The 20010-nt window shown below is 29.8% G+C and carries 19 protein-coding genes and 2 pseudogenes; 18 read left to right on the plus strand and 3 right to left on the minus strand.

Annotated elements, in window-relative coordinates:
* The first annotated feature begins 127 nt into the window (after positions 1–127).
* The 5 genes from OW729_RS16705 to OW729_RS16725 all read left to right on the plus strand — a co-directional run bounded on the left by OW729_RS16705 (position 128) and on the right by OW729_RS16725 (position 2616).
* Entirely contained in the window at positions 128–595 is a 468-nt protein-coding gene (locus tag OW729_RS16705) for a VOC family protein (protein ID WP_268062694.1), read from the plus strand.
* Between the two features lie 196 nt (positions 596–791).
* Entirely contained in the window at positions 792–1286 is a 495-nt protein-coding gene (locus OW729_RS16710) for a hypothetical protein (RefSeq protein WP_268062695.1), read from the plus strand.
* Between the two features lie 20 nt (positions 1287–1306).
* Positions 1307–1381 (plus strand): hypothetical protein, encoded by a 75-nt coding sequence (locus tag OW729_RS16715; protein WP_268062716.1) that lies wholly within the window; start codon positions 1307–1309, stop codon positions 1379–1381.
* Between the two features lie 148 nt (positions 1382–1529).
* Positions 1530–1997 carry a hypothetical protein gene (locus OW729_RS16720; RefSeq protein ID WP_268062696.1) on the plus strand — a complete coding sequence of 156 codons (468 nt, stop codon included), beginning with the start codon at positions 1530–1532 and terminating at the stop codon, positions 1995–1997.
* Positions 1998–2058: 61 nt separating this feature from the next.
* Positions 2059–2616, plus strand: coding sequence for a TetR/AcrR family transcriptional regulator (locus OW729_RS16725; RefSeq protein ID WP_268062697.1), 558 nt, complete (start codon positions 2059–2061; stop codon positions 2614–2616).
* Between the two features lie 263 nt (positions 2617–2879).
* Here the strand turns inward: OW729_RS16725 and OW729_RS16730 are convergent, their stop codons facing one another.
* Positions 2880–4577, minus strand: a complete 1698-nt coding sequence (locus OW729_RS16730) for an oleate hydratase (RefSeq protein WP_268062698.1) — start codon at positions 4575–4577, stop codon at positions 2880–2882.
* A gap of 464 nt (positions 4578–5041) precedes the next feature.
* On the opposite strand from OW729_RS16730, the gene OW729_RS16735 reads away from it, so the two are divergent.
* Both OW729_RS16735 and OW729_RS16740 read left to right on the plus strand, forming a co-directional pair.
* The gene (locus tag OW729_RS16735; RefSeq protein ID WP_268062699.1) at positions 5042–5470 is read left to right on the plus strand and encodes a hypothetical protein; all 429 of its coding nucleotides are present in this window, start codon (positions 5042–5044) and stop codon (positions 5468–5470) included.
* Positions 5463–5654, plus strand: a pseudogene (locus OW729_RS16740) (ABC transporter ATP-binding protein); the annotation flags it as partial. The gene OW729_RS16735 and the pseudogene OW729_RS16740, both read left to right, overlap by 8 nt.
* A gap of 196 nt (positions 5655–5850) precedes the next feature.
* Here OW729_RS16740 and OW729_RS16745 read toward each other — a convergent pair.
* Entirely contained in the window at positions 5851–6192 is a 342-nt protein-coding gene (locus OW729_RS16745; RefSeq protein WP_268062700.1) for a winged helix-turn-helix transcriptional regulator, read from the minus strand.
* A gap of 151 nt (positions 6193–6343) precedes the next feature.
* Here OW729_RS16745 and OW729_RS16750 point away from each other — a divergent pair, with 151 nt between their 5' ends.
* The 11 genes from OW729_RS16750 to uvsE all read left to right on the plus strand — a co-directional run bounded on the left by OW729_RS16750 (position 6344) and on the right by uvsE (position 19416).
* Positions 6344–6745, plus strand: coding sequence for a pyridoxamine 5'-phosphate oxidase family protein (locus OW729_RS16750; RefSeq protein ID WP_268062701.1), 402 nt, complete (start codon positions 6344–6346; stop codon positions 6743–6745).
* A gap of 487 nt (positions 6746–7232) precedes the next feature.
* Complete coding sequence (locus tag OW729_RS16755) at positions 7233–8303, plus strand: HD-GYP domain-containing protein (protein ID WP_268062702.1); 1071 nt, start codon at positions 7233–7235, stop codon at positions 8301–8303.
* 16 nt (positions 8304–8319) lie between these two features.
* Positions 8320–11169 carry a response regulator gene (locus OW729_RS16760; RefSeq protein ID WP_268062703.1) on the plus strand — a complete coding sequence of 950 codons (2850 nt, stop codon included), beginning with the start codon at positions 8320–8322 and terminating at the stop codon, positions 11167–11169.
* A gap of 39 nt (positions 11170–11208) precedes the next feature.
* On the plus strand, positions 11209–11571 hold the full coding sequence (locus OW729_RS16765) for a response regulator (protein ID WP_268062704.1): 363 nt from the start codon (positions 11209–11211) through the stop codon (positions 11569–11571).
* A gap of 307 nt (positions 11572–11878) precedes the next feature.
* Entirely contained in the window at positions 11879–12730 is an 852-nt protein-coding gene (locus OW729_RS16770; protein WP_268062705.1) for an AraC family transcriptional regulator, read from the plus strand.
* Between the two features lie 330 nt (positions 12731–13060).
* Complete coding sequence (locus tag OW729_RS16775) at positions 13061–14158, plus strand: TlpA family protein disulfide reductase (protein ID WP_268062706.1); 1098 nt, start codon at positions 13061–13063, stop codon at positions 14156–14158.
* Positions 14159–14480: 322 nt separating this feature from the next.
* Positions 14481–15170: a M48 family metallopeptidase gene (locus OW729_RS16780; protein ID WP_268062707.1), complete on the plus strand. Its 690-nt coding sequence runs from the start codon at positions 14481–14483 to the stop codon at positions 15168–15170.
* A gap of 120 nt (positions 15171–15290) precedes the next feature.
* Positions 15291–16121 (plus strand): hypothetical protein, encoded by an 831-nt coding sequence (locus OW729_RS16785; RefSeq protein WP_268062708.1) that lies wholly within the window; start codon positions 15291–15293, stop codon positions 16119–16121.
* 398 nt (positions 16122–16519) lie between these two features.
* Complete coding sequence (locus tag OW729_RS16790) at positions 16520–17290, plus strand: family 16 glycosylhydrolase (protein ID WP_268062709.1); 771 nt, start codon at positions 16520–16522, stop codon at positions 17288–17290.
* A 138-nt stretch (positions 17291–17428) separates the two neighbouring features.
* Positions 17429–18484, plus strand: coding sequence for a MerR family transcriptional regulator (locus OW729_RS16795; protein ID WP_268062710.1), 1056 nt, complete (start codon positions 17429–17431; stop codon positions 18482–18484).
* 11 nt (positions 18485–18495) lie between these two features.
* Positions 18496–19416, plus strand: coding sequence for a UV DNA damage repair endonuclease UvsE (uvsE, locus tag OW729_RS16800; protein ID WP_268062711.1), 921 nt, complete (start codon positions 18496–18498; stop codon positions 19414–19416).
* Between the two features lie 346 nt (positions 19417–19762).
* Here uvsE and OW729_RS16805 read toward each other — a convergent pair.
* Positions 19763–20010 (minus strand): annotated as a pseudogene (locus OW729_RS16805) (transposase); the annotation flags it as partial.

The following is a 20010-nucleotide window of genomic DNA, read 5'->3' on the forward strand; positions in this document are numbered from 1 at the left end:
AGGATAATAATAAGAAGTTAAATTATATAAAGATTTTATTTAAAAAGTGTCGTCAATGTAAATAATGAAGAAGTAAAGATTATTCACATAATCTTTAGACAAATAATAATTTGAATGGAGGATATTTATGAAATTTAAAAATCCTATGTTAGTTGTAACCGATATAGAAAAAGCAAAAATATTCTATAAAGATGTTTTAGGATTAAGGGTTATTATGGACTTTGGAGCTAATGTTACTTTAACTGGTGGTGTTGCTTTGCAAACAAAAGAAAGCTGGAAAGAGTTTATAAAGAAAAATGATAATGAAATAATTTTTGGTGGCAACGATGCTGAATTATATTTTGAAGAAGACAAATTTGACAGCTTTATTGAAAAGCTAAATGCTCTTAAATATATTGAATATGTACACCCTGTTTACGAACATAGATGGGGACAAAGAGTGGTTCGTTTCTATGATTTAGATAAGCACATCATTGAAGTTGGTGAAAACATAAAAGTTGTATGTAAACGATTTCTTGATAGTGGGCTTACCGTAGAAGAAACAGCAAAAAAAATGGATGTTCCCATTAAATTTGTTCAAGCATGTGCGAAATAAATTCCAATTGTGCGCCCAGCAAAGGGTAATTAACCCAGCAGGTGTAAATCCTGTGCGAGTAAGGTCTAGCCAACCAGCGGTAGCGAGTCTTGAGTTGTCACCAGTAATGGTAGGAGATAAGCGTAGATAGCGAGAAAGTAGGGTTGAAATGCTATTGAGCCTGGAAATTTTGTATATCAGAGGGCTGACGTCTTAATTGGTGAGGAAAGCAACATCACAATTGATGTTATGGTATAGGATTATTTTCTCTAAAGAAATTAAGGGAGATAGTTTTCTTGTAGTTCATGCTGATGATTTTATAGTAGGATTTCAGTATAAATGGGAGGCAGAGAAATATTATGAACAACTAAGGAGAAATATTATGCTTTTTAGGGCCAAATGGTGCACAGGTAAAAGCACAATCATTAATATTCTTTGTGGGATTTTAGGATATGATGCAGGGGAGAGTGATTATAAGGGAAGGATTGTAAAAGCAGGAGCAGGATGTGGCAAGACTACTTTACTATCTAGCTTTGTAGAAGAAACAAAGATGGAAAATGTAAAATGGATGATGCTAGATGAAAATGCAAACCAGACCTTTGTTTTTTGGAATTATGTGATTGAAGTTGTAAAGGAGTATTTGGGAGATACAAAAGGGGATTTTCAAACTTTTTTTGATAATAATATGCAAAAAATCTTTATATTTCCCTAGCAACTGTAAAATCGCATATTATTAATATTTATGGGAAACTTGGAGTAAATAACAGGGTGGCAGCTGTTAATAAAATGAAATATTATACTAAATAATGAAGAGTATTTATTAGGCAGAGAAGTTTGGTGAAGATGAGGTAAAGAATATATCTTTATGGTATAATATGTATTATTAGAAAAATAAAATATATTCTGAAAATTTTCATGCAAGGTACTATAAATGGGTATTGGGAAGGTGAGTTAAATGTTAAAGAATAATATGATTTCCCTTATAATCCATATATTCGTTGGTTTTGTTACAAGATTTATTTATGGGAGTATTTTAACTTTTGTGGCTATTACAAAAAATAAAAATAGTGGGATAATAATGTCCGTAATGTCTATTATAATATTCGTTATTTCTTTAGCCTTATATTTTATTTTAGGGAAACGCTTTTTAAAAGAAAACAGTGATTTAAAAAATGCGTTTTCTGTTGCTATGGTTGCAGTTATAGGAATAATTTCATGGATTGTTAGTTACAACATATCACCTAAAATAAGTGAGGGTATAATGTCTTGGTTTTTCTATTTTGTTTATAATATGTATTTGATTCCATTACGCTCTCATATAGGAATTTTTAATCCAATTATTGCAATGATATTAGTTTTTATTCCTAGTTTATTAATGTGGAGTGGCATTCAATTTAAAACAAATTTACTACATAATAAGTAATATTGTATATGATTATATAAATATACTACTTATATAGTTTATAAGAAGGGAGATATAGAGTATGTCACAAACGACAAAAAAAGCTTTGGCACAATCATTAAAAAAGCTAATGAACACTACTTCTTTAGCAAAAATTACAGTTAATAATATTGTTAATGATTGTGGAGTAAATCGTCGTACATTCTATTATCACTTTCAAGATATTTACGCACTTTTAGAGTGGATTTTCAAAAATGAAGTTGCCGCTGTAATGGCAGAAAACAAAACATATGAGACATGGCAACAGGGATTTTTAAGGATATTTTTTTATTTGAGTGAAAATCGCAAAATGGTATTAAATACTTATAATTCTATTGGTCGTGATCAATTAGAAACTCATTTATATAGTGCAGTGTACAACCTTGTTTTAGACGTTGTAGATGAAATTACTGAAGGCATGGAAGTGTCTGAAAAAGAAAAGGAATTTGTAGTGAATTTTTATAAGGTTGCTCTTGTTGGTTTATTGCTTGAATGGATAAGAACAAGTATGACTGAAAATCCAGAGCAAATTGTTGATAATCTTAATAAATTAATAAGTGGAGATACCTATAAAGCTTTATTAAAATGCAAAGTATGCTAATAGTATTGTATCTTTGGTTCATTACGATGAGCTTTTATCCAATAATGGCGTAAAGTTACTTATAACCTATTGAGGATTGGCGTATTAGTTACGATAGCTATAGACTAAATAAAAGCTATGAAATTCAGTTTTAAAACATAGATTTCATAGCTTTTACGTTTAAATTAGGTTATATTCTAAGAACTGTTGACCACCTATAATTTGAAATCATTATAATGAACTCAACAATTTAAAATATAGCATTAGGGCTACTAAAGGAAGTTTTAAATTAAGCCATCAAGACTTGTGTCCTTCAATAATTTGTGTATAATGGATTCAGCAGGTAGAGGACGTCCACTGTATAGTGTTTTTGCTGCTGATGCAATTACACGAATATCATATTTAGATGGATATATTTCAGGAACGTTTTTATCAAGATTAAGTAGAGTATAAACAGCCATCATAGCTGAACGAATTGAATATTCAACTGTGAATACGCAATCTCCAGGAACTTCGGCGAATTGTCCTAAAAATGCAAGATTAGTACTGCCATTAGGAACAACATCAGGCCTATCACCTTTTGTGCGTGGCATAAATTGGCTTGTTATATAAGGCATCATACAAGGTATAACGTTAACTGTTTTAAGAATTTCAGGTATTTCGTCTTTCATACCTAGGTGATATAGAAGTTCTGTTACTAGCTCTTCACCAGTACAATCACACATTCTCTTCTTCACAAAGTCACCAATCTTGTCAGTAAAAAGGCCATAAGCCCATAGTACTAATACATTCCTAGGTTGGTCAACAAAGTGAGGTTGCCTATTGCAAGTTATACTTAAAAGCCAGCTTGAATCTTTAATTGTTATAATTCCACCAGTAGCAGTTTTCCCAGAGTAAGGGTCTCTTCCAGTTAGATTTTTAAGAATATCTGCTATTTTAGAGTCTGTACACGTTATCGTAAAGGATTCCCAGTTACTCTTATCAATATCACTACAGAACACTTTAGGTCTTCCAAAAGAAGGATGCTTTTTAGCGATGTTATTCCATAATCTCCAGCATCCACCCAGATCACGATTAAGTACAGGAGCTTTGTGCATATTACCGAGAGTTGAATTTTCTGTCATGGAACCATTAGTAACAAATACTAGATCATTTTCACTTGTATGAATTAGCTTATCTTTACCATTATAGGTTAAATGAATTGCAGTAACAGTTTTTTTATCACCATCTATATCAATTTCTAAATCTTTAACTTGTGTATTTAAGGCAAAGACTACATTTTTAGATAGTAACCAACTTTTTAAAGGAAGAATCATAGAATCATATTGATTGTATTTTGCAAACATAATTCCTTTAAATCTATTCATACCTGGAAGTAAGTGTATAAAACGTTCCATGTAACGTTTCATCTCTGCAACGCTATGCCAAGTTTCAAATGCAAACATAGAGCGCCAGAAATACCACATATTAGTTTCAAAAAAAGAAGGATCGAAATACTCTTCAACAGTTGTAGCACCTAAATTTTCTTCTGTTGCAAGAAAAAGCATAGTTAATTGCTTAATGTGTATATCACTTAAACCAAGAGATGAAGAATCAGCTTTTTCACCACAATTATGAATTAATCTGCAAGTAGATTCATTAGGGTCAAGCGTATTTAGTTCTCTAAATTCATCTAAAACAGTTCTGTTAGGATTATCTAGAGACGGAATTTTGCTGTATAAATCCCAACAACATTCATAGTGTTCTTCCATTTCTCTTCCGCCTCTAATAATATAACCGTCTTTTGCATTTCCGCAACCATCCATAGCACCGCCGCTAACATTTGTTTCTTCTAAAATAGTAATGTTTTTCCCATCCATATGACCATCCATAATTAAATATGCAGCAGCTGAAAGAGAAGCAATACCAGCACCAACTAAGTAAGCTTTTTTGTTTTCAATACCTTCTGGTTTTAAAGTGTTTATATTTCGAAAATTCCCCATGATTCTCCACCTTTCTAGATGTTTTAATTAAAAATATTTCTAATATTAGATTAAAATATTTATTTGCAATAATAAATCAACAAATCATATCAAATGTGCAATATTGTAATAAAACCATTAATTTGTGTAATAAAGTTGGGTTAAAATAAACCCTTAGGTTTAAGTAGAAAAATTTATAGAATTAGTTTTTAGATAAACAGAGTTCTTGGCTTCAGAGGGAGTTTTACTCCCACTAAAGCTTAGAAATCGTTATCCAGGGACGTAGCCGCTCTTTACTTCCACTTTAAAGAAGATGGGAATATTAGAGGGGGTAGTCATCGGATAAAATTAAATTTGCAAATGATAATTGGTATCAATTGTGCTATAATTAGCATAGGATAACTTTACAGATCTTTAATAAGGGAGTATTACAAGATAAAAACATGTAATTAGTAAAGAACCCCAAAGAATGAGGTGATTTATATATGATGAAGCAGTATGAGTATAAAGTAAATAATAAAGCATCCTATGGGTGTTCTATTTGCCATGCATTTAATGAAGCTTATAATTCAAATAGTGATAATTTTTATTATTCTATTCCACAGGAAGCTGGTAGTGGTGAAATGAACAGGGTATGTGGCTCAAGAGGTATACAGATTATTGATTACAATTTAAATTTTAGGGAACCTGTTGAAGTATGTGGAGTTTCTAGAACTCCTCATATGGATATGCTTTTTTGTCTTGGAGATAATCTGAATTGGGAGTTGCCGCAGGTAGAAAAAGAATTTCAGTTACTCTCAGGAGAAAGTTATATTGGTACAAGTTCTGAAACGAGAAAAAAGAACATTTATCCTGCAAAGAGAGATATTCATTTAATTGAAATTAAAATGCCACTAGCTGAGATAATTGATTAAAGGGAGAACCGTAATTGTGATAGCGCATCGATTAAAGACTATTCGTGGTGCTGATCAGATTGTGGTTTTAGATAATGGTGAGGTTGTAGAGCAAGGGAAGCATGAAGAACTGCTTAAATTAAAGGGACTATATGCACGTTTATGGAATTTGCAACAAGAGTCTGGTAATTTGAAATTAGTATAATTCTTCATGAATGTATAAAAGATAGAACAGTGTTAATTGTTAAGTAACTATATAAATCAGTAAAAATAGATATAATAGAGAAGATTATCTTTAAAAATTCTCTATTATATCGAACTGAGCTGGTTTATTTTTAATTTTACAAAAATAACGTGTATATAATGAAGTTAGAAATATGATATAATCTCTTATAATGTTTTTAGTCTGGATACATCTCTTTAAGCTGTTCTCTGTAAGTAGCACCCCAAATCTCCATAGCCTTTAAAACAGGTATGAATGTTTTTCCTATATCAGTTAGAGAATACTCTACTTTAGGAGGTACTTGTTTATAAACTTCTCTATGAACGAGACCATCTCTTTCTAATTCCTTAAGTTGTTGAGTTAAGTAGCCTTGCCTGATATTTGGTAATATTCTATGAAGTTGTCCAAATCTTAAGGTTTCAGTTGATAAAACCTGAAGAATCATCAATTTCCATTTTCCCTGGATTATTTCATGGACTAGACCTACATTACATTCCATTTTCAAAAGATTTTTATTCATAAAGCATGTAAACTCCCCTCAAAATCACATTACTCTGTTTTTCTAGAGTATATCTGATTAATTATAGTACTTGTTATAAAAGTACTAGGACAATATAATATTACTGTAATCCATGGAATACGTCAAATAATTTTATAGAGGAGATAAAAAAATGAATAAATTGATTGATTATTTAAATGAAAATAGAATGGGGCATTTAGCTACTATAAAAGATGGTAAACCAGTTATGAGACCTTTTCAATTTCAATTTGAAAAGGAGGGTAAGTTTTATTTTGTGACAGGAAACACTAAAGAGGTTTATAAACAATTAAAAACATCTAGTGTAGCTGGATTTATAGTTACTGGTAAAGATATGAGATGGGTTCGTTTAAATGGAGAGATTGAATTTGTCAATAATTTGAAGTTAAAAGAGGCAGTACTCAATAATGAATCATTAATTCGTGACATCTATAAAACGGCTGATAATCCTGTTTTCGAAATGTTCTACATTCATAGAGGAGTAGTGAGTTTTCACGAAGCTGAGGGTGAGTTAATTGAAGAAATTCAAATTTAGAATTTATTTTTATTAATAAAAGAAGTGCAAAGCCTATGCAAATGCTGAAACTTGCATGTAGCTATGCAGTTTTGGAATTATGCAATTTCCTTAAAGGTAAAGTGGTATAGTGATTTTTATAAATTACTATACCACTTTATCTTTTTATATAATGGGTTTTAGATAAAAATGTCTAAATGGTTAGAAACAGTCTAAATAGAGAAGAATGATTTGCATATATCTGTTACACTAATGTTGAGTAATCAAGGAGTTTGAACCATAATACAAAGAATGTATTTTGTTATTAACCTTATTATATTTGGAGCAGTTTATGCTTTTTTACTTAAGGTGCGGAAAAACTAAATAAAATAAATAGAGAGAAAAAATATATATAGTCAAAAGTGTAAGAGTATGATAACATTTTAATAATATTTTAATAATAATTGTTAATTTCATAAGAACTTTTTACTATCCAGTAAAAAATTAATTATTTCAGTTGGAGGGATATATGAGACTTGTTAGTGTCTTCAGCCTGAAGGGAGATGAAATTCTTGGAAGGCAGATTTACGATGAAGTAGGTAAGGTTTTACTTAATGTGGGAGTAAAACTAAAACCTTATTATATTCAAAGAATTAAAGAAATGGGAATTAATTCAGTATATATTGATGATGATATATCAAAAAATGTGATTATTGAAGAAAGTATTTCTGAAAGAACAAGGCAAATGAGCAAACGTGCTGTTAAGGAAATGATTGGAAGATATTGTCGTGAAGGGAAAACTGATAATAATAGTGTTATGAATTCAGTGAACACAGTGATTGAAGATGTACTATCAAATAAAGATGTTTTGATAAATGTTGCAGAAATAAGTGCTGGTGATAACAATATATATTCCCATTCGGTAAATGTCTGTGTATTGGCTACAATAATAGGAACTCATATGGGATACAGTATGTTAAAGCTTAAAGATATAGCTGCAGGCGCATTATTGCATGATATAGGTAAAATAAAAATTATGAATGATAAGAAACTTTTAGCAGATTTTAAGAGTAAGGAAGAATTAGATAAATATATTAGATTAATGCATCCAAGAGTTGGTTATGATTTTTTAGGGGAGCAGTATGTTTGGAATGCATCTGTCAAGGTAGTTGCATTAATGCATCATGAAAGAAGCGATGGCAGTGGGTATCCTTTAAAATTAAAAGGTGATGAAATAAACCAAATTGCAAAAATAGTGTCTATATGTGATGTATTTGATAATTTGATATCAGGTAGAAATTCCGAGGAAGGTAAAACTGTGCAAGAGGTTATTGAATATCTTGTAGGTATGAGCAATATTTATTTTGATGCAGAAATAGTGAGAAAAATTACTACTAACATAGCTGCTTTCCCAACAGGGAGTGGAATTATTCTAAGTTCAAATGAAAAGGGTTTAGTAGTAAAACAAAACAACTCAATGCCAATGAGACCTGTTGTAAAAGTTATATATGATAAAGATGGAAAATTACTTTTAGAACCTTATGAAATAGATTTATTAAAAGAGTTAACTCTTTTTATTACAAGTACCTGTGAACTTTAAATTATGGGAGGATTTTATGAGTGGTGAAGTTAATTACTCAAATATTAGGTATTCAAATGATTGTCTTAAGCTAATTAATGATACTTTTCAGAAATTTTTAGATGTAGATAGTTTTAATTATCAGATTGAGTTAAAAAAATCATTGGAGAAAATCGGTTTATTTTTTGATGTGGATAGAATTTATATCTATTATTTTTCTAAAGATCCTACTTTTATGAAAATAGAATGTCAATGGAATAAGAAAGATATAAGTCCCAAAAGAGAAATTTATGAGGAAGAGGTAGTTTATGCTCTTCCTTGGTTGATTCGAGAGATTAAGAATAATGATTTTGTTGCAATAAATAATACAAAGAAATTTCCAGATGAAGCGGTATTTGAAGCAGAAGCTTTTTTAAAAGAAGGAATAGAATCTTCTCTTATAGTTCCATTGAAAAGCGAAAACAAGTTAATTGGATTCGTTGGCTATGAAAGTTTATCAAAGCCTATCACGTGGGAAGAAGATCAAATCAGCATATTAAGAGATATTTCAAAGGCTTTTTCATATACAAGAGTAAGGATTGCAAGGGAAGAAGCATATGAATCAACACTTAGTGGGCAAGCAATTTTACTTAATAATTCTGAATCACAGATTTGGGCTTTAAGTAATGTAACTTCTTATGCAACTGTTAATGAAGCTCATGCAAAGTTTTTTGGTAAGAAGAAAAGCGATTTAGAATATCAGGACTTATATGACATATTTGATATAGACACTGCAAATAAGTTTTCTACGAATAACTGGGAATTGTTTCAAAAGAATGAGCTATCAGAAAGAGAGCTTCAGGTTAAAAATTGGAAGGGTGAAAATAGGCTGCTTAAAATTAAAAGTAAGCCCCAAAGAGATGAAAGAGGTAATATTAAGTATCTTATCTGTACTGCTGATGACATTACAGAGCAGAGGCTCGCAGAAAGGCTGCTTAGCAAGGCAAAAGAACAGGCAGAAGCAGCAAATATCGCAAAGAGTCAGTTCCTTGCAAATATGTCTCACGAAATAAGAACACCAATGAATGGAATATTTGGATTTCTTGAATTGTTGCAATCAACTAATCTGTCTTTAGAGCAAAAAGAGTTTATACGTGAAGCAAAATCGGCTTCAGAGGTACTCTTACATATTATTAATGATATATTAGATTTTTCAAAGATAGAGGCTAGAAAACTAACCATGGAAAATATTGCATTTAGTTTAAGAAATACTATTGAGGATGCAGTTTCACTCCTTGCCCCTAAGGCTGCAGAAAAAGGTCTTGAACTTTATACTATGATTAAAGAAGGTGTTCCCGAAGAGGTTGTTGGTGATCCATCAAGACTTAAGCAGATATTAAACAATCTTATAAGTAACGCAGTAAAATTTACTGAAAGTGGCGAGATTTTTGTTACAGTGGATTGTTTGAAGGAAGAGAATGAGATAGCTGTACTTAGTTTTGAAGTAAAAGACACTGGAATTGGAATTCGCAGCGAACATATTAATACAATCTTTCAATATTTTAGTCAGGCAGATGCTTCTACAACTAGAAAGTATGGAGGAACAGGGCTTGGACTTGCTATATCTAATGAATTAGTGAAAATGATGGGCGGTAAAATTTGTGTTGAAAGTATACTAGGGGAAGGGTCTACATTCAAATTTGATGTGAGATTAAAGATTGCTAAAGGAGTTTCACAACAGAAATTTGCGTTTGAGAAGTTTCAAGATGTCAATATTTTGATTGTTGATGATAATGATAATAATAGAAAAATTGTTAGTTCATATCTTCAAGGAGTTGGATTGGAGGTATTTGAGGCCAAGGATGCTGCCAGTGCCATTACAACAATTATTTCAAATGCAAATACAAAAAACAAAATAAATGTTGCTATAATAGACTATCAAATGCAGGACATGAGTGGCTATGAACTTGCAGCTACATTAAAAACAATACCTTTTGCAAAGGATACTAAATTAATACTTCTAACCTCAATGAATCAAAAAGGAGATGGTAAGGTTGCGAAAGAATATGGATTTTCATCCTATTTGGGTAAACCTGTAAGAAGACAAGATTTACTTGGTTGTATTGCTATAGTATTGGGATTGAAAAAAGAAGATGAAGAAGAACATAGACTTATAACAAAACATATGGTCAAGAAAGTTAAGAATCAATTAAAACCGAAAATTTTATTGGTTGAAGACAACGAGATGAATCGTAAAATCGTTATAAGTATACTTAAATGTCATGATATGACTTGTGATGTGGCGGAAAATGGTAGGGAAGCATTAAAAGCAGTATCAGAAAAAGATTATGATGTTGTTTTTATGGATTGCCAGATGCCGGTGATGGATGGGTATGAATGTACATCTAAAATAAGGTTGCTTGAAGGGGATAAAAAGCATACTACAATTATTGCTATGACTGCTAATGCCATGAAGGGGGATTCCCAAAAGTGTATTGCAGCTGGAATGGACGACTATATTAGTAAGCCAATTAATTTTGATACTATGTTTAAAATGATAGAAGAGAATACTAAAGAGAGAGGACTTGTGACCGACTATAATAATATTATAGATAATAATATTGATTACTTGATTGAAAGCACAGGATTTGAAAGAGATGACGCAAAAGAAATACTTGAAGAATATATAAAATGTCTACCTAATTTATTGGAAGATATTAAGCAAGCTATAGATAACAATGATTTTAATAAATTAGCGGGGGTGACTCACGAATTAAAAGGTTCCTCTGGATCCCTAAGAATAATTTCTATTTATGAATTAGCAATAAAGTTAGAAGTAGCAGCTTTGAAACAGGAAACAGATGAATGTGCTAGACTTTTTGCTAAAATAAAAGATTTGCTTCACTAAGGTGTCTTTAAAAATCAAGTATATAAAGGAGTTTTTAATATGAAAAAAGTATTAATAGTTGATAATTCATCGTATATGAGAATGTTTGTAAAAAAGATTATTGAAAAAGGTGATTTCCATAATATATTTGAGGCATCAAGTGAAGAGGATGCAATAGAGATTTTTAAAGTTGAAAAGCCAGACATTGTAATTTTAGACTTGAACATGTCTGAGTTTAGGATGGATGGTGTTCGTGTGTTAACTGATATAATGAAAATTAATCCTGAAACAGTTGTAATTATTATATCAGCAGTAGGACACGAAAACGTAAAAGATGAGTGTATAGCACTAGGAGCTAAGAGCTATATTAGGAAACCTTTCGATACTGAAATTTTATTAAAGACATTAGAAGAATACAAATAAAACCTCACCAAGAATCCTTAGATTAATTGTATTAGTCTAAGGTTTTTTTTATACAAATGGCGTTTACTTTACTAAGTTTTTTAAAATTATTAACTTGATTTGTTAATGAATAATCAGGAGCAGTGTAAGAAAAATGAACAAATATTATTAAAGGAAATAAAAGAATTAAAATATAAGAGTAGCTAAAGTATAATTAGTATATGTTATAATTTTTATGGATAAAACAAATCTCTCATATTTGTGCAGTAAGTGAGAGGTTTTCCTATTAATTGTTTACTATACTATCATTTGTAGGGGAGATGGATTAATGGAATGGTTAGAAAGGTTAAATGAATCAATTCAGTATATTGAATCAAATTTAGATGGAACTATTGAATATGAAATGGCAGCAAAAATTTCCTGTTGTACTGTATATCATTTTCAAAGAATGTTTTCATATTTAGCAGGAGTACCTTTATCAGAGTATATAAGAAATAGAAGATTAACAAAAGCAGCCCTTGATTTACAAAATGGAGATAAGGTTATTGATGTAGCATTACGTTATGGATATGAATCTCCAACTGCTTTTAATAGGGCTTTTCAAAAAATACACTATGTATCGCCTTCAATAGCTCAAAAAAAGGGAACATTCCTAAAAGCATATCCTCCTATTAGTTTTAAAATAACAATAAAAGGAGTAGAAGAAATGGAGTATAGTATAATTAAAAAGGAACAAATTAGAATAGTCGGAATAAAAGCCCCGTTAGAAAAGAATGTTGAGGATAATTTTAAATCTGTACCGAAATTATGGGAAGAATCAGCACAAAGTGGGGTGATTAACCAGATAGTATCTCTTATGAATGAGGATTCTAATGGGATATTAGGAGTCAGTGCTTGCATGGATAAACTAGATAAATGGGAATATTATATAGCTACAGCAACGGATAAAAAAGTACCAAAGGGTATGTATGAATATGTAATACCAGCAGGCACTTGGGCTGTTTTCCCTGAAGAGGGTGCTATGCCAAAAGCAATTCAAGAACTTGAAAAAAGAATAATTACAGAATGGTTACCAACGTCTGGATACGAATATGCAGATGCACCAGATATTGAAGTATACTTGAATGAAGACCCAACTAATTCAAAGTTTGAAGTTTGGGTACCAATTAGAAAGAAATAATATAAGTAAGTATCTAGAATTAAGGATATTTTTTTAGAGATATTTATATAATGGAAAGTTAAGTATTGCTGTTTCAGGATGATTTTATAAAATCATTCTGAAACAGCTTTTTTCTTTTTGTAAGAATTAATTAAGGTTTAGTTTATTAAGATGTAAGTTTGAGTTTATATGATAAGTTTGTAACAAAGGACAAGGAGGTATAAAACTAATGGTGTATTGGGAGTTGAAAAAAGATATTTAAATCTAGGTCCCGATTATTATTGTTGATTAAATTTACATTAAAGAATTTTACAAGGGAACAATAAAATTAAATTTTAAGGAGGAATAAATATGATTAAGAAATTTTTAGAAATATTTCTAGCAGCAACAGTTTGTATATCAATGGTTGGTTTTGATAAAGCAACGAATAGCCAAAATAAAAATGAAACGCAGCAAACACAAAGTAAGGCTGAAACTTTAAAAGGTACAAAAAGGAGTTTTGACCCATCGGGACTAGAATATTATGAACCAAAGGCTTGGTCGGAAAAAGGAAATGCATCCATAGTTTTTGCAGCAGGTGGAAAATATGGAATAGCCTATACAATAGCACAAATTCCATACGAGTATGTAGAAGTTGAATTTATGAAGCAGCTAGAGAAAGAGGGTAAAGATGCAAAAACTGAGGAAGAACAGAAAAAACTAGCAGAAAAATATCAAAGTAAAGCAAAAGAGTTTCTTGTGATTATGGTACTTGATAAAAGTAAGGAAAAAAGCGGTCCAAAAGGGGATATTGAAGCAAAAGAAGAAGCTTTTAAAAAGTATAAACATCATGAAAAGGTTGCAGAAAAAGATAATTTAGAATGTTATGTATTATATAATGATGAATATAATGAAAGTGGATTATCTGAAGAGGAAAAGAAAAATTTTAAAGAAGTTCTTAAGGGTATTGATGAATTAAAGAAAAGTATAAAGCTATCTATCCCAGTTAGTGAAGAAGAAAAAATGGCTGCTTACAAAAATATAGAATTCAAAACAAGAACAATCGATGGAAAAGAAATAGACAACAGCATATTTAAGCGCTCTAAACTTACAATGGTAAATATATGGGCAACATTCTGTGGACCTTGTATTAAAGAAATGCCAGATATTCAAAGCCTTTGTGAGGAATTAAAAAAAGAAAATATAAATGTAATTGGTATTGTTGCAGATACACCTAATGATGAAAATGAAGTACTTGCAAAAAATATTGTTAAGCAAAAAGGTGTAAGGTATGAGAATATAATTCCTGATGAAAAATTAAAGAAAGGCATATTAAGTACTGTATCTGGGGTTCCAACAACTATATTTGTTGACAGTAAAGGAAATATTGTTGGTAAACCTATAGTGGGTAGTTGTAGCAAAGAGGATTATAGGAAAGCAATAGATGAAAGTTTAAAGAGTTCAAAGTAATATATAATTTTTTTATACTGGATTATACGGAAAAAACCTGAATGAACAATATCAGGTTTTTTCCTATACTATTTTAAAACAGAAAAATAATATATACTGTAATTAAAATGATAGTATATTTTCCATAAATATGGGTGAAATGCAATAAAGGTTCAGGGCTTGGAATATATATAGCGAAGGAGATAGTAAAGGCACATAGAGGAGATATAAAAATAAGTCACTAGGAAAAGCTACAGAAGTAGAAGTTATGTTAATATAAAGATTAGTATTATATAATTTAATAGGAAAACTAGATCGATCATTAAAAAAGGGACAAAGATATATGAAAATCAATTATGAAGGTATAGAGATAGAATTTAAAGTAATCCATAGAAAAAGAAAGACTTTAAAAATTTCAGTTAAACCTGATTGCACAGTAGACGTGGTGGCTCCTTTAGGAATCAGAGATAAATATATTAAAGAAATTGTGCTAAAAAGAGCTCAATGGATATTAAAGAAGAGAGAGTACTTTGAAAAAAATTACTCAAGAACAATTTTAATGAATTATGTAAGTGGAGAGAGTCATAGGTATTTAGGAAATGAATATAAGATTAATATAGTTTCTGCGAAAAAAAACAGTGTAATTTTAGAAAAAAGTAATATTTACATATATTCACAGAATAGTACTGATGGAGATTATAATAAGAAGCTATTATATAAATGGTATAGGGAAAATGCTGAAATAGAATTTGGAAGATTATTTGAAGAATGTTTTAAAAAATTTACAAAATATAATTTTACAAAGCCAACTTGGTCTATTAGAAAAATGAAGAGAAGATGGGGAAGTTATAGGCCTTATAAAAATCATGTAACTTTGAATTTAGAACTAATAAAAGAAGAAAAAGATTTAATTGAATATGTAATAATTCATGAACTCTGTCATATAAAACATCCAAATCACAGTAAAAAATTTTATGAATTTATGGATGAAATATTACCGAAGTGGAGAGAACGAAAAAAGAGATTATTATGATAGAAAGTAAAGCCACTAAAAAACAAGAAAAATATTTCAGTTGGAATAATAAACAAAAGTAACTACTTTATTCTTGTGGAATATAATATATTTTGTGGAATATTCTAAGGAGGAATTCATTTGAGACCCTATAGAACAAACAAAATATTTTATTGTCCATATTGTGAAAGGAGTTTTGTAGTACCGTTAGAGTATTTTGATTCTTACGCAAGAGATTATCATGAGTATAGGCTCAAAGAGTCTCCATATGATAATAGTAAAACATTGTCTGTAATGAATAATGCAGATGGACGTTTAGAAGTATTTGCAAGAGGAAGAGATAATGCATTATGGCATATATGGCAGACATCACCAAATAATGGATGGAGCAGTTGGGCTTCGATGGGTGGCTGGATTAATGGAATGGTAGTAGAAAGCAATGCAGATGGACGTTTAGAAGTGTTTGTAATAGGAAGTGACAATGCATTATGGCACATATGGCAAACATCACCAAATAATGGGTGGAGTAAATGGGCTTCATTAGGTGGGTGGATTGACCAAATAGCAGTAGGAAAAAATGCAGATGGACGTTTAGAAGTATTCGGAAGAGGAAGAAATAATGTGTTATGGCACATATGGCAAACATCACCAAACAATGGCTGGAGTAAATGGGCTTCGATGGGTGGCTGGATTAATGGAATACAAGTAGGAAGAAATGCAGATGGACGTTTAGAAGTGTTTGTGATAGGAAGTGACAATGCATTATGGCACATATGGCAAACATCGCCAAATGATGGCTGGAGTAAATGGGCTTCATTAGGTGGATGGATTGACCAAATAGCAGTAGGAAAAAATGCAGATGGACGTTTAGAAGTATTCGGAAGAGGAAGAGATAATGCATTATGGCATATATGGCAAACATCACCAAATAATGGATGGAGCAGCTGGGCTTCACTAGGAGGGGAAATATAAAACGGTCTTATTACAACAGTTAAGGTGAACCCTATTATAAACGCAATATATCTTTTAAGCTAAGTGGTTGTCTCACAATAGAAATATTTCTATTGTGAGACAGCCACTACTTTTTAAGTTCATACATATAAATAGATATAACAATATAGATCAAAAAAATGTTAAGTGAATTTAGTGCTTTATTGTAAAAGAGGCATATTTGAAACATGAAACACAAGTTAGAAATTATTGGGATTATTTGTGAAAAAGTGATATAATTATCTTGTGAGTACGCAACGCTATATTTATATAGCATAACCACTAGTTGAGGAAAGTTCATAATTACAATTTCATTTTGATATTTTTTAAAATTTAGCATAATTAGGATATATAATATGTTATTAAAGGAGAAAAATATTATGAAAAAATCAATCATTGCATTATCATTACTAATGAGCTTAAGTTTTATGAATTGCGTTCCAAATTATAAAGCTAATGCAACAGAATTAAAAAAATCTAATCTTATATGTGAAAATACACAATGTGAAGAGAGAAGATTTGATTTTAATGAACATGACTATAAAAATTTTTACATTTCTGATGGTTGGTCTAATGGTGGTGGTTTCAATTGTATCTGGAGAAAAAACAATGTTTCTTTTAAAAATGGTATTATGACTTTAAAAATTGATAAAGAGCCTGAGGGAAGTTCTTATTCTTATTCAGGTGGAGAATATTTTTCTAATGATGCTACTTATGGATATGGATATTATTCTGTTAGAATGAAACCTATAAAAAATGATGGAGTAGTTTCTTCATTCTTTACTTATAATGAAAATAGTAGTGGTGGAGCTCACGAAATTGATATTGAATTTACAGGAAAAGATACAACAAAAGTTGAATTTAACTATTTTACAGATGGTATAAGTGCAGGAGGATTTATTTATGATTTAGGATTTGATGCTTCTTTAGATTTTCATGAGTATGGATTCTTATGGTTACCAGATTCAATAACTTGGTATGTAGATGGTAAAGAGGCTATTAAAACTTCTGGCAAAGTGCCTTCTATTCCTGGTCGTATTAGTATGAATGCATGGCCTGGTAATGCACCTGGATGGTTAAAACCATTTGATGGGAAAACTCCTTTAACAGCTGAATATGATTGGGTTAGCTATACTCCTCTTTCAAAATAGAATATAGGTTATATAAAAAAAGGAAATTTTTTATTTATTATAGACAAAATTAATGAAGGGTAATTGAAAATAATAAAAAAGTTTAAATATTGACTCTGCCCAAAGGGTAGAGTTTATACTTTTTTTGGAGGTGATTTAGTGAATACTAATGAAGTATGCAAGATGTTTAATATAACTTCAAAGGCTTTAATAGTTTACGAAAATCAAGGAATTATTGTTCCTAAAAGAGAGAAAAATAACTATAGAAATTATAATGAAGATGATTTATTTAAACTAAGAACTGTTATTTTATTAAAGCAGTTAGGGTTTTCACTTAAAGACATAAAAAATTTAATGGATAAAAATAATTATGGAAATAATCAATTTACACGAAGTCTTTATCTTCAGTTAAAAGCAATAGAAAGAAATATTTTTGAGTTAGACAATATAAAAAATACTTTGATGACAAGTATAAATAAAATATTGGAATCTAATGTAGAATTAAATTACGGAGATTTTCTAAACAATATTGATATGAGCTTAAAAGAAAATAAAACTAATAGAGAACAATGGGTGGATATGTGGGGATTTGATAATAAAGCAATAAAATTTGACAAAATGGTTAGAGATAAATCAAATGATGAATTGGGCTTATTTGAAAAATATGATGAGGTTTTATCTAAAGTAAGAAATAAAATAATTGAGCATAATAATGCTAAAAGTGTTATTGATATAGGATGTGGAACAGGCAATTTATGTGGTGAATTATGTTGTGAAATGGATGTAGTAGGGGTAGATCAAAGCTTAGAAATGATTTTACAAGCAAAAAAGAAGTATAAGAATATAAAATTCAAGTTAGGAAATTTTTTAGATGAGCCTTTTAGATTAAATGATGTTGATATTGTTGTAACAACTTATGCTTTTCATAGCCTAAATGAGAATGAAAAGAAAAAGGCAATTAAGTACATGTTAGAATATTTGAAGGATGACGGAAAAATTATTATTGCAGATTTTATGTTTTTAAATGATATAGAAAGAGAAAATTGTAAAAATAATTTATATGGAAAAGATAGAGGAGATTTGTGGGAGGTAATTAATTGTAAATATTATATTAATTTAGAAAAATTTGAAAAATATATTACTTCATTAGGATGTAAAATTGAATATGAACATGTTATAAATTTTACATGGATAGTAGAAATAAAGTTTCATTGAAGGGGATAAATATGATTAGAAAAGTTGGTTATGCTTGTATAAACAATAGTTTAAAACCAAGAAGTTTTCAGCAATGTAGGCTTAATTCTGTATATAAATATGGGATAGATTATTTGAGAAATAAGATAGTTAACAATTTAAATTTAACTAGAGATATAATAAAGTGGAATATTCATAACGATATATTTATGTATAGGATTCCTAGTAATATATTACCTTTGGTAGAACATCCAGACATATTGAGAGATTTTAAATGGAGATGGCAAGATGATCAGGCATTATTAAATATAATCAATGAAATAAAGAATGTTGTACAAGACAATAATATTAGACTTTCAATGCATCCAGATCAATTTACAGTTTTAAATAGTACAAAAAGAAATGTTGTAGAAAATAGTATAAACTATTTAAATTATCATTATAAAATATTAAATCTCCTTGGAGGAAGCGACATTATTATTCACACAGGAGGAGTTTATGGAGATAAGGCTAGTGCAATTAGTAGATTTATAGAGATATATACTTATTTACCAAGAGAAATTAAAAATATGCTAAGATTAGAAAATGATGATATTTCATTTAATATAGATGATGTTTTATTTATTAGCGAAAAGGCATCTATCCCTGTTGTTTTAGATATTCATCATCACCGTTGTAATAATAAAAGAGAAATAACTGATAGTGATATACAAACAATAAAAAATACTTGGGAGGATACAGGAAGTATTCCTAAGATGCATATTAGTAGTGGAAAAACGAACACTTATGACAAAAGCCATAGTGATTACATATTAGAACAGGATATTATATTATTTACTTCTTTGATTAAAGATATTGATGTTGATTTAATGGTAGAAGCTAAAGAAAAGGATAAAGCTACTTTGAAGTTAATAAGTTTTCTAAAAGAGAAGAAATTTAATCTGTTTTTATAAAACTAAATAGAAATAGAAATACAATTAAGTTAAAAAGAACAAGGTATGTAATTTTAATACCTTGTTCTTTTGTATTGATTTCAATTTAGAAAATTTTTAAACTGGTGAATAATAAAATTTGCATTACGTATTTCAAATTTTTAATTACCTAGATTTCGTACAAATATAAAAATTATATTTTCATATAATTACCTGTTAATATTATTCAATATATTCCATAGTCGCCCAGATTTTTAGGCGGAGCCTATTGGAATAATTTCACACAATTAAATTTGACAATACTAAAGAAAAGTAAAATTAGATTTACTGTTTTGGATAATATTACATTAATTTATTGTATTTAACTTCATATGTTAAGTTTTAATTGTATATATTTAGGGGTATAGAGTGCGTCAGCAATTAGTTTTGCAAGTTTTGTTATGGGTGGAATGTTAACTATAATTCCTTCGGAAGTTCTTTTAACAATGCCTTTTATATTACCAATGCTTTTAACTAAAACTCTTATCCCTATATTTTCAAGTTCTGTTCCATACAAAACTGTAGATTTAAACCAACTTATGAGGTTGTGTGTTATAAATACTAGCCATAAAAATC

Origin of the sequence: Clostridium brassicae, assembly GCF_026738875.1 — a bacterium.
Lineage (GTDB): Bacteria > Bacillota > Clostridia > Clostridiales > Clostridiaceae > Clostridium_H > Clostridium_H brassicae.

What these genes read in the sequence shown, in the direction of transcription:
- OW729_RS16705 (WP_268062694.1), top strand. Translation starts at nt 128, where the DNA reads ATGAAATTTAAAAATCCTATGTTAGTTGTAACCGATATAGAAAAAGCA.
- OW729_RS16720 (WP_268062696.1), top strand. Translation starts at nt 1,530, where the DNA reads ATGTTAAAGAATAATATGATTTCCCTTATAATCCATATATTCGTTGGT.
- OW729_RS16725 (WP_268062697.1), top strand. Translation starts at nt 2,059, where the DNA reads ATGTCACAAACGACAAAAAAAGCTTTGGCACAATCATTAAAAAAGCTA.
- OW729_RS16730 (WP_268062698.1), bottom strand. Translation starts at nt 4,577, where the DNA reads ATGGGGAATTTTCGAAATATAAACACTTTAAAACCAGAAGGTATTGAA.
- OW729_RS16735 (WP_268062699.1), top strand. Translation starts at nt 5,042, where the DNA reads ATGATGAAGCAGTATGAGTATAAAGTAAATAATAAAGCATCCTATGGG.
- OW729_RS16745 (WP_268062700.1), bottom strand. Translation starts at nt 6,192, where the DNA reads ATGAATAAAAATCTTTTGAAAATGGAATGTAATGTAGGTCTAGTCCAT.
- OW729_RS16750 (WP_268062701.1), top strand. Translation starts at nt 6,344, where the DNA reads ATGAATAAATTGATTGATTATTTAAATGAAAATAGAATGGGGCATTTA.
- OW729_RS16755 (WP_268062702.1), top strand. Translation starts at nt 7,233, where the DNA reads ATGAGACTTGTTAGTGTCTTCAGCCTGAAGGGAGATGAAATTCTTGGA.
- OW729_RS16760 (WP_268062703.1), top strand. Translation starts at nt 8,320, where the DNA reads ATGAGTGGTGAAGTTAATTACTCAAATATTAGGTATTCAAATGATTGT.
- OW729_RS16765 (WP_268062704.1), top strand. Translation starts at nt 11,209, where the DNA reads ATGAAAAAAGTATTAATAGTTGATAATTCATCGTATATGAGAATGTTT.
- OW729_RS16770 (WP_268062705.1), top strand. Translation starts at nt 11,879, where the DNA reads ATGGAATGGTTAGAAAGGTTAAATGAATCAATTCAGTATATTGAATCA.
- OW729_RS16775 (WP_268062706.1), top strand. Translation starts at nt 13,061, where the DNA reads ATGATTAAGAAATTTTTAGAAATATTTCTAGCAGCAACAGTTTGTATA.
- OW729_RS16780 (WP_268062707.1), top strand. Translation starts at nt 14,481, where the DNA reads ATGAAAATCAATTATGAAGGTATAGAGATAGAATTTAAAGTAATCCAT.
- OW729_RS16790 (WP_268062709.1), top strand. Translation starts at nt 16,520, where the DNA reads ATGAAAAAATCAATCATTGCATTATCATTACTAATGAGCTTAAGTTTT.
- uvsE (WP_268062711.1), top strand. Translation starts at nt 18,496, where the DNA reads ATGATTAGAAAAGTTGGTTATGCTTGTATAAACAATAGTTTAAAACCA.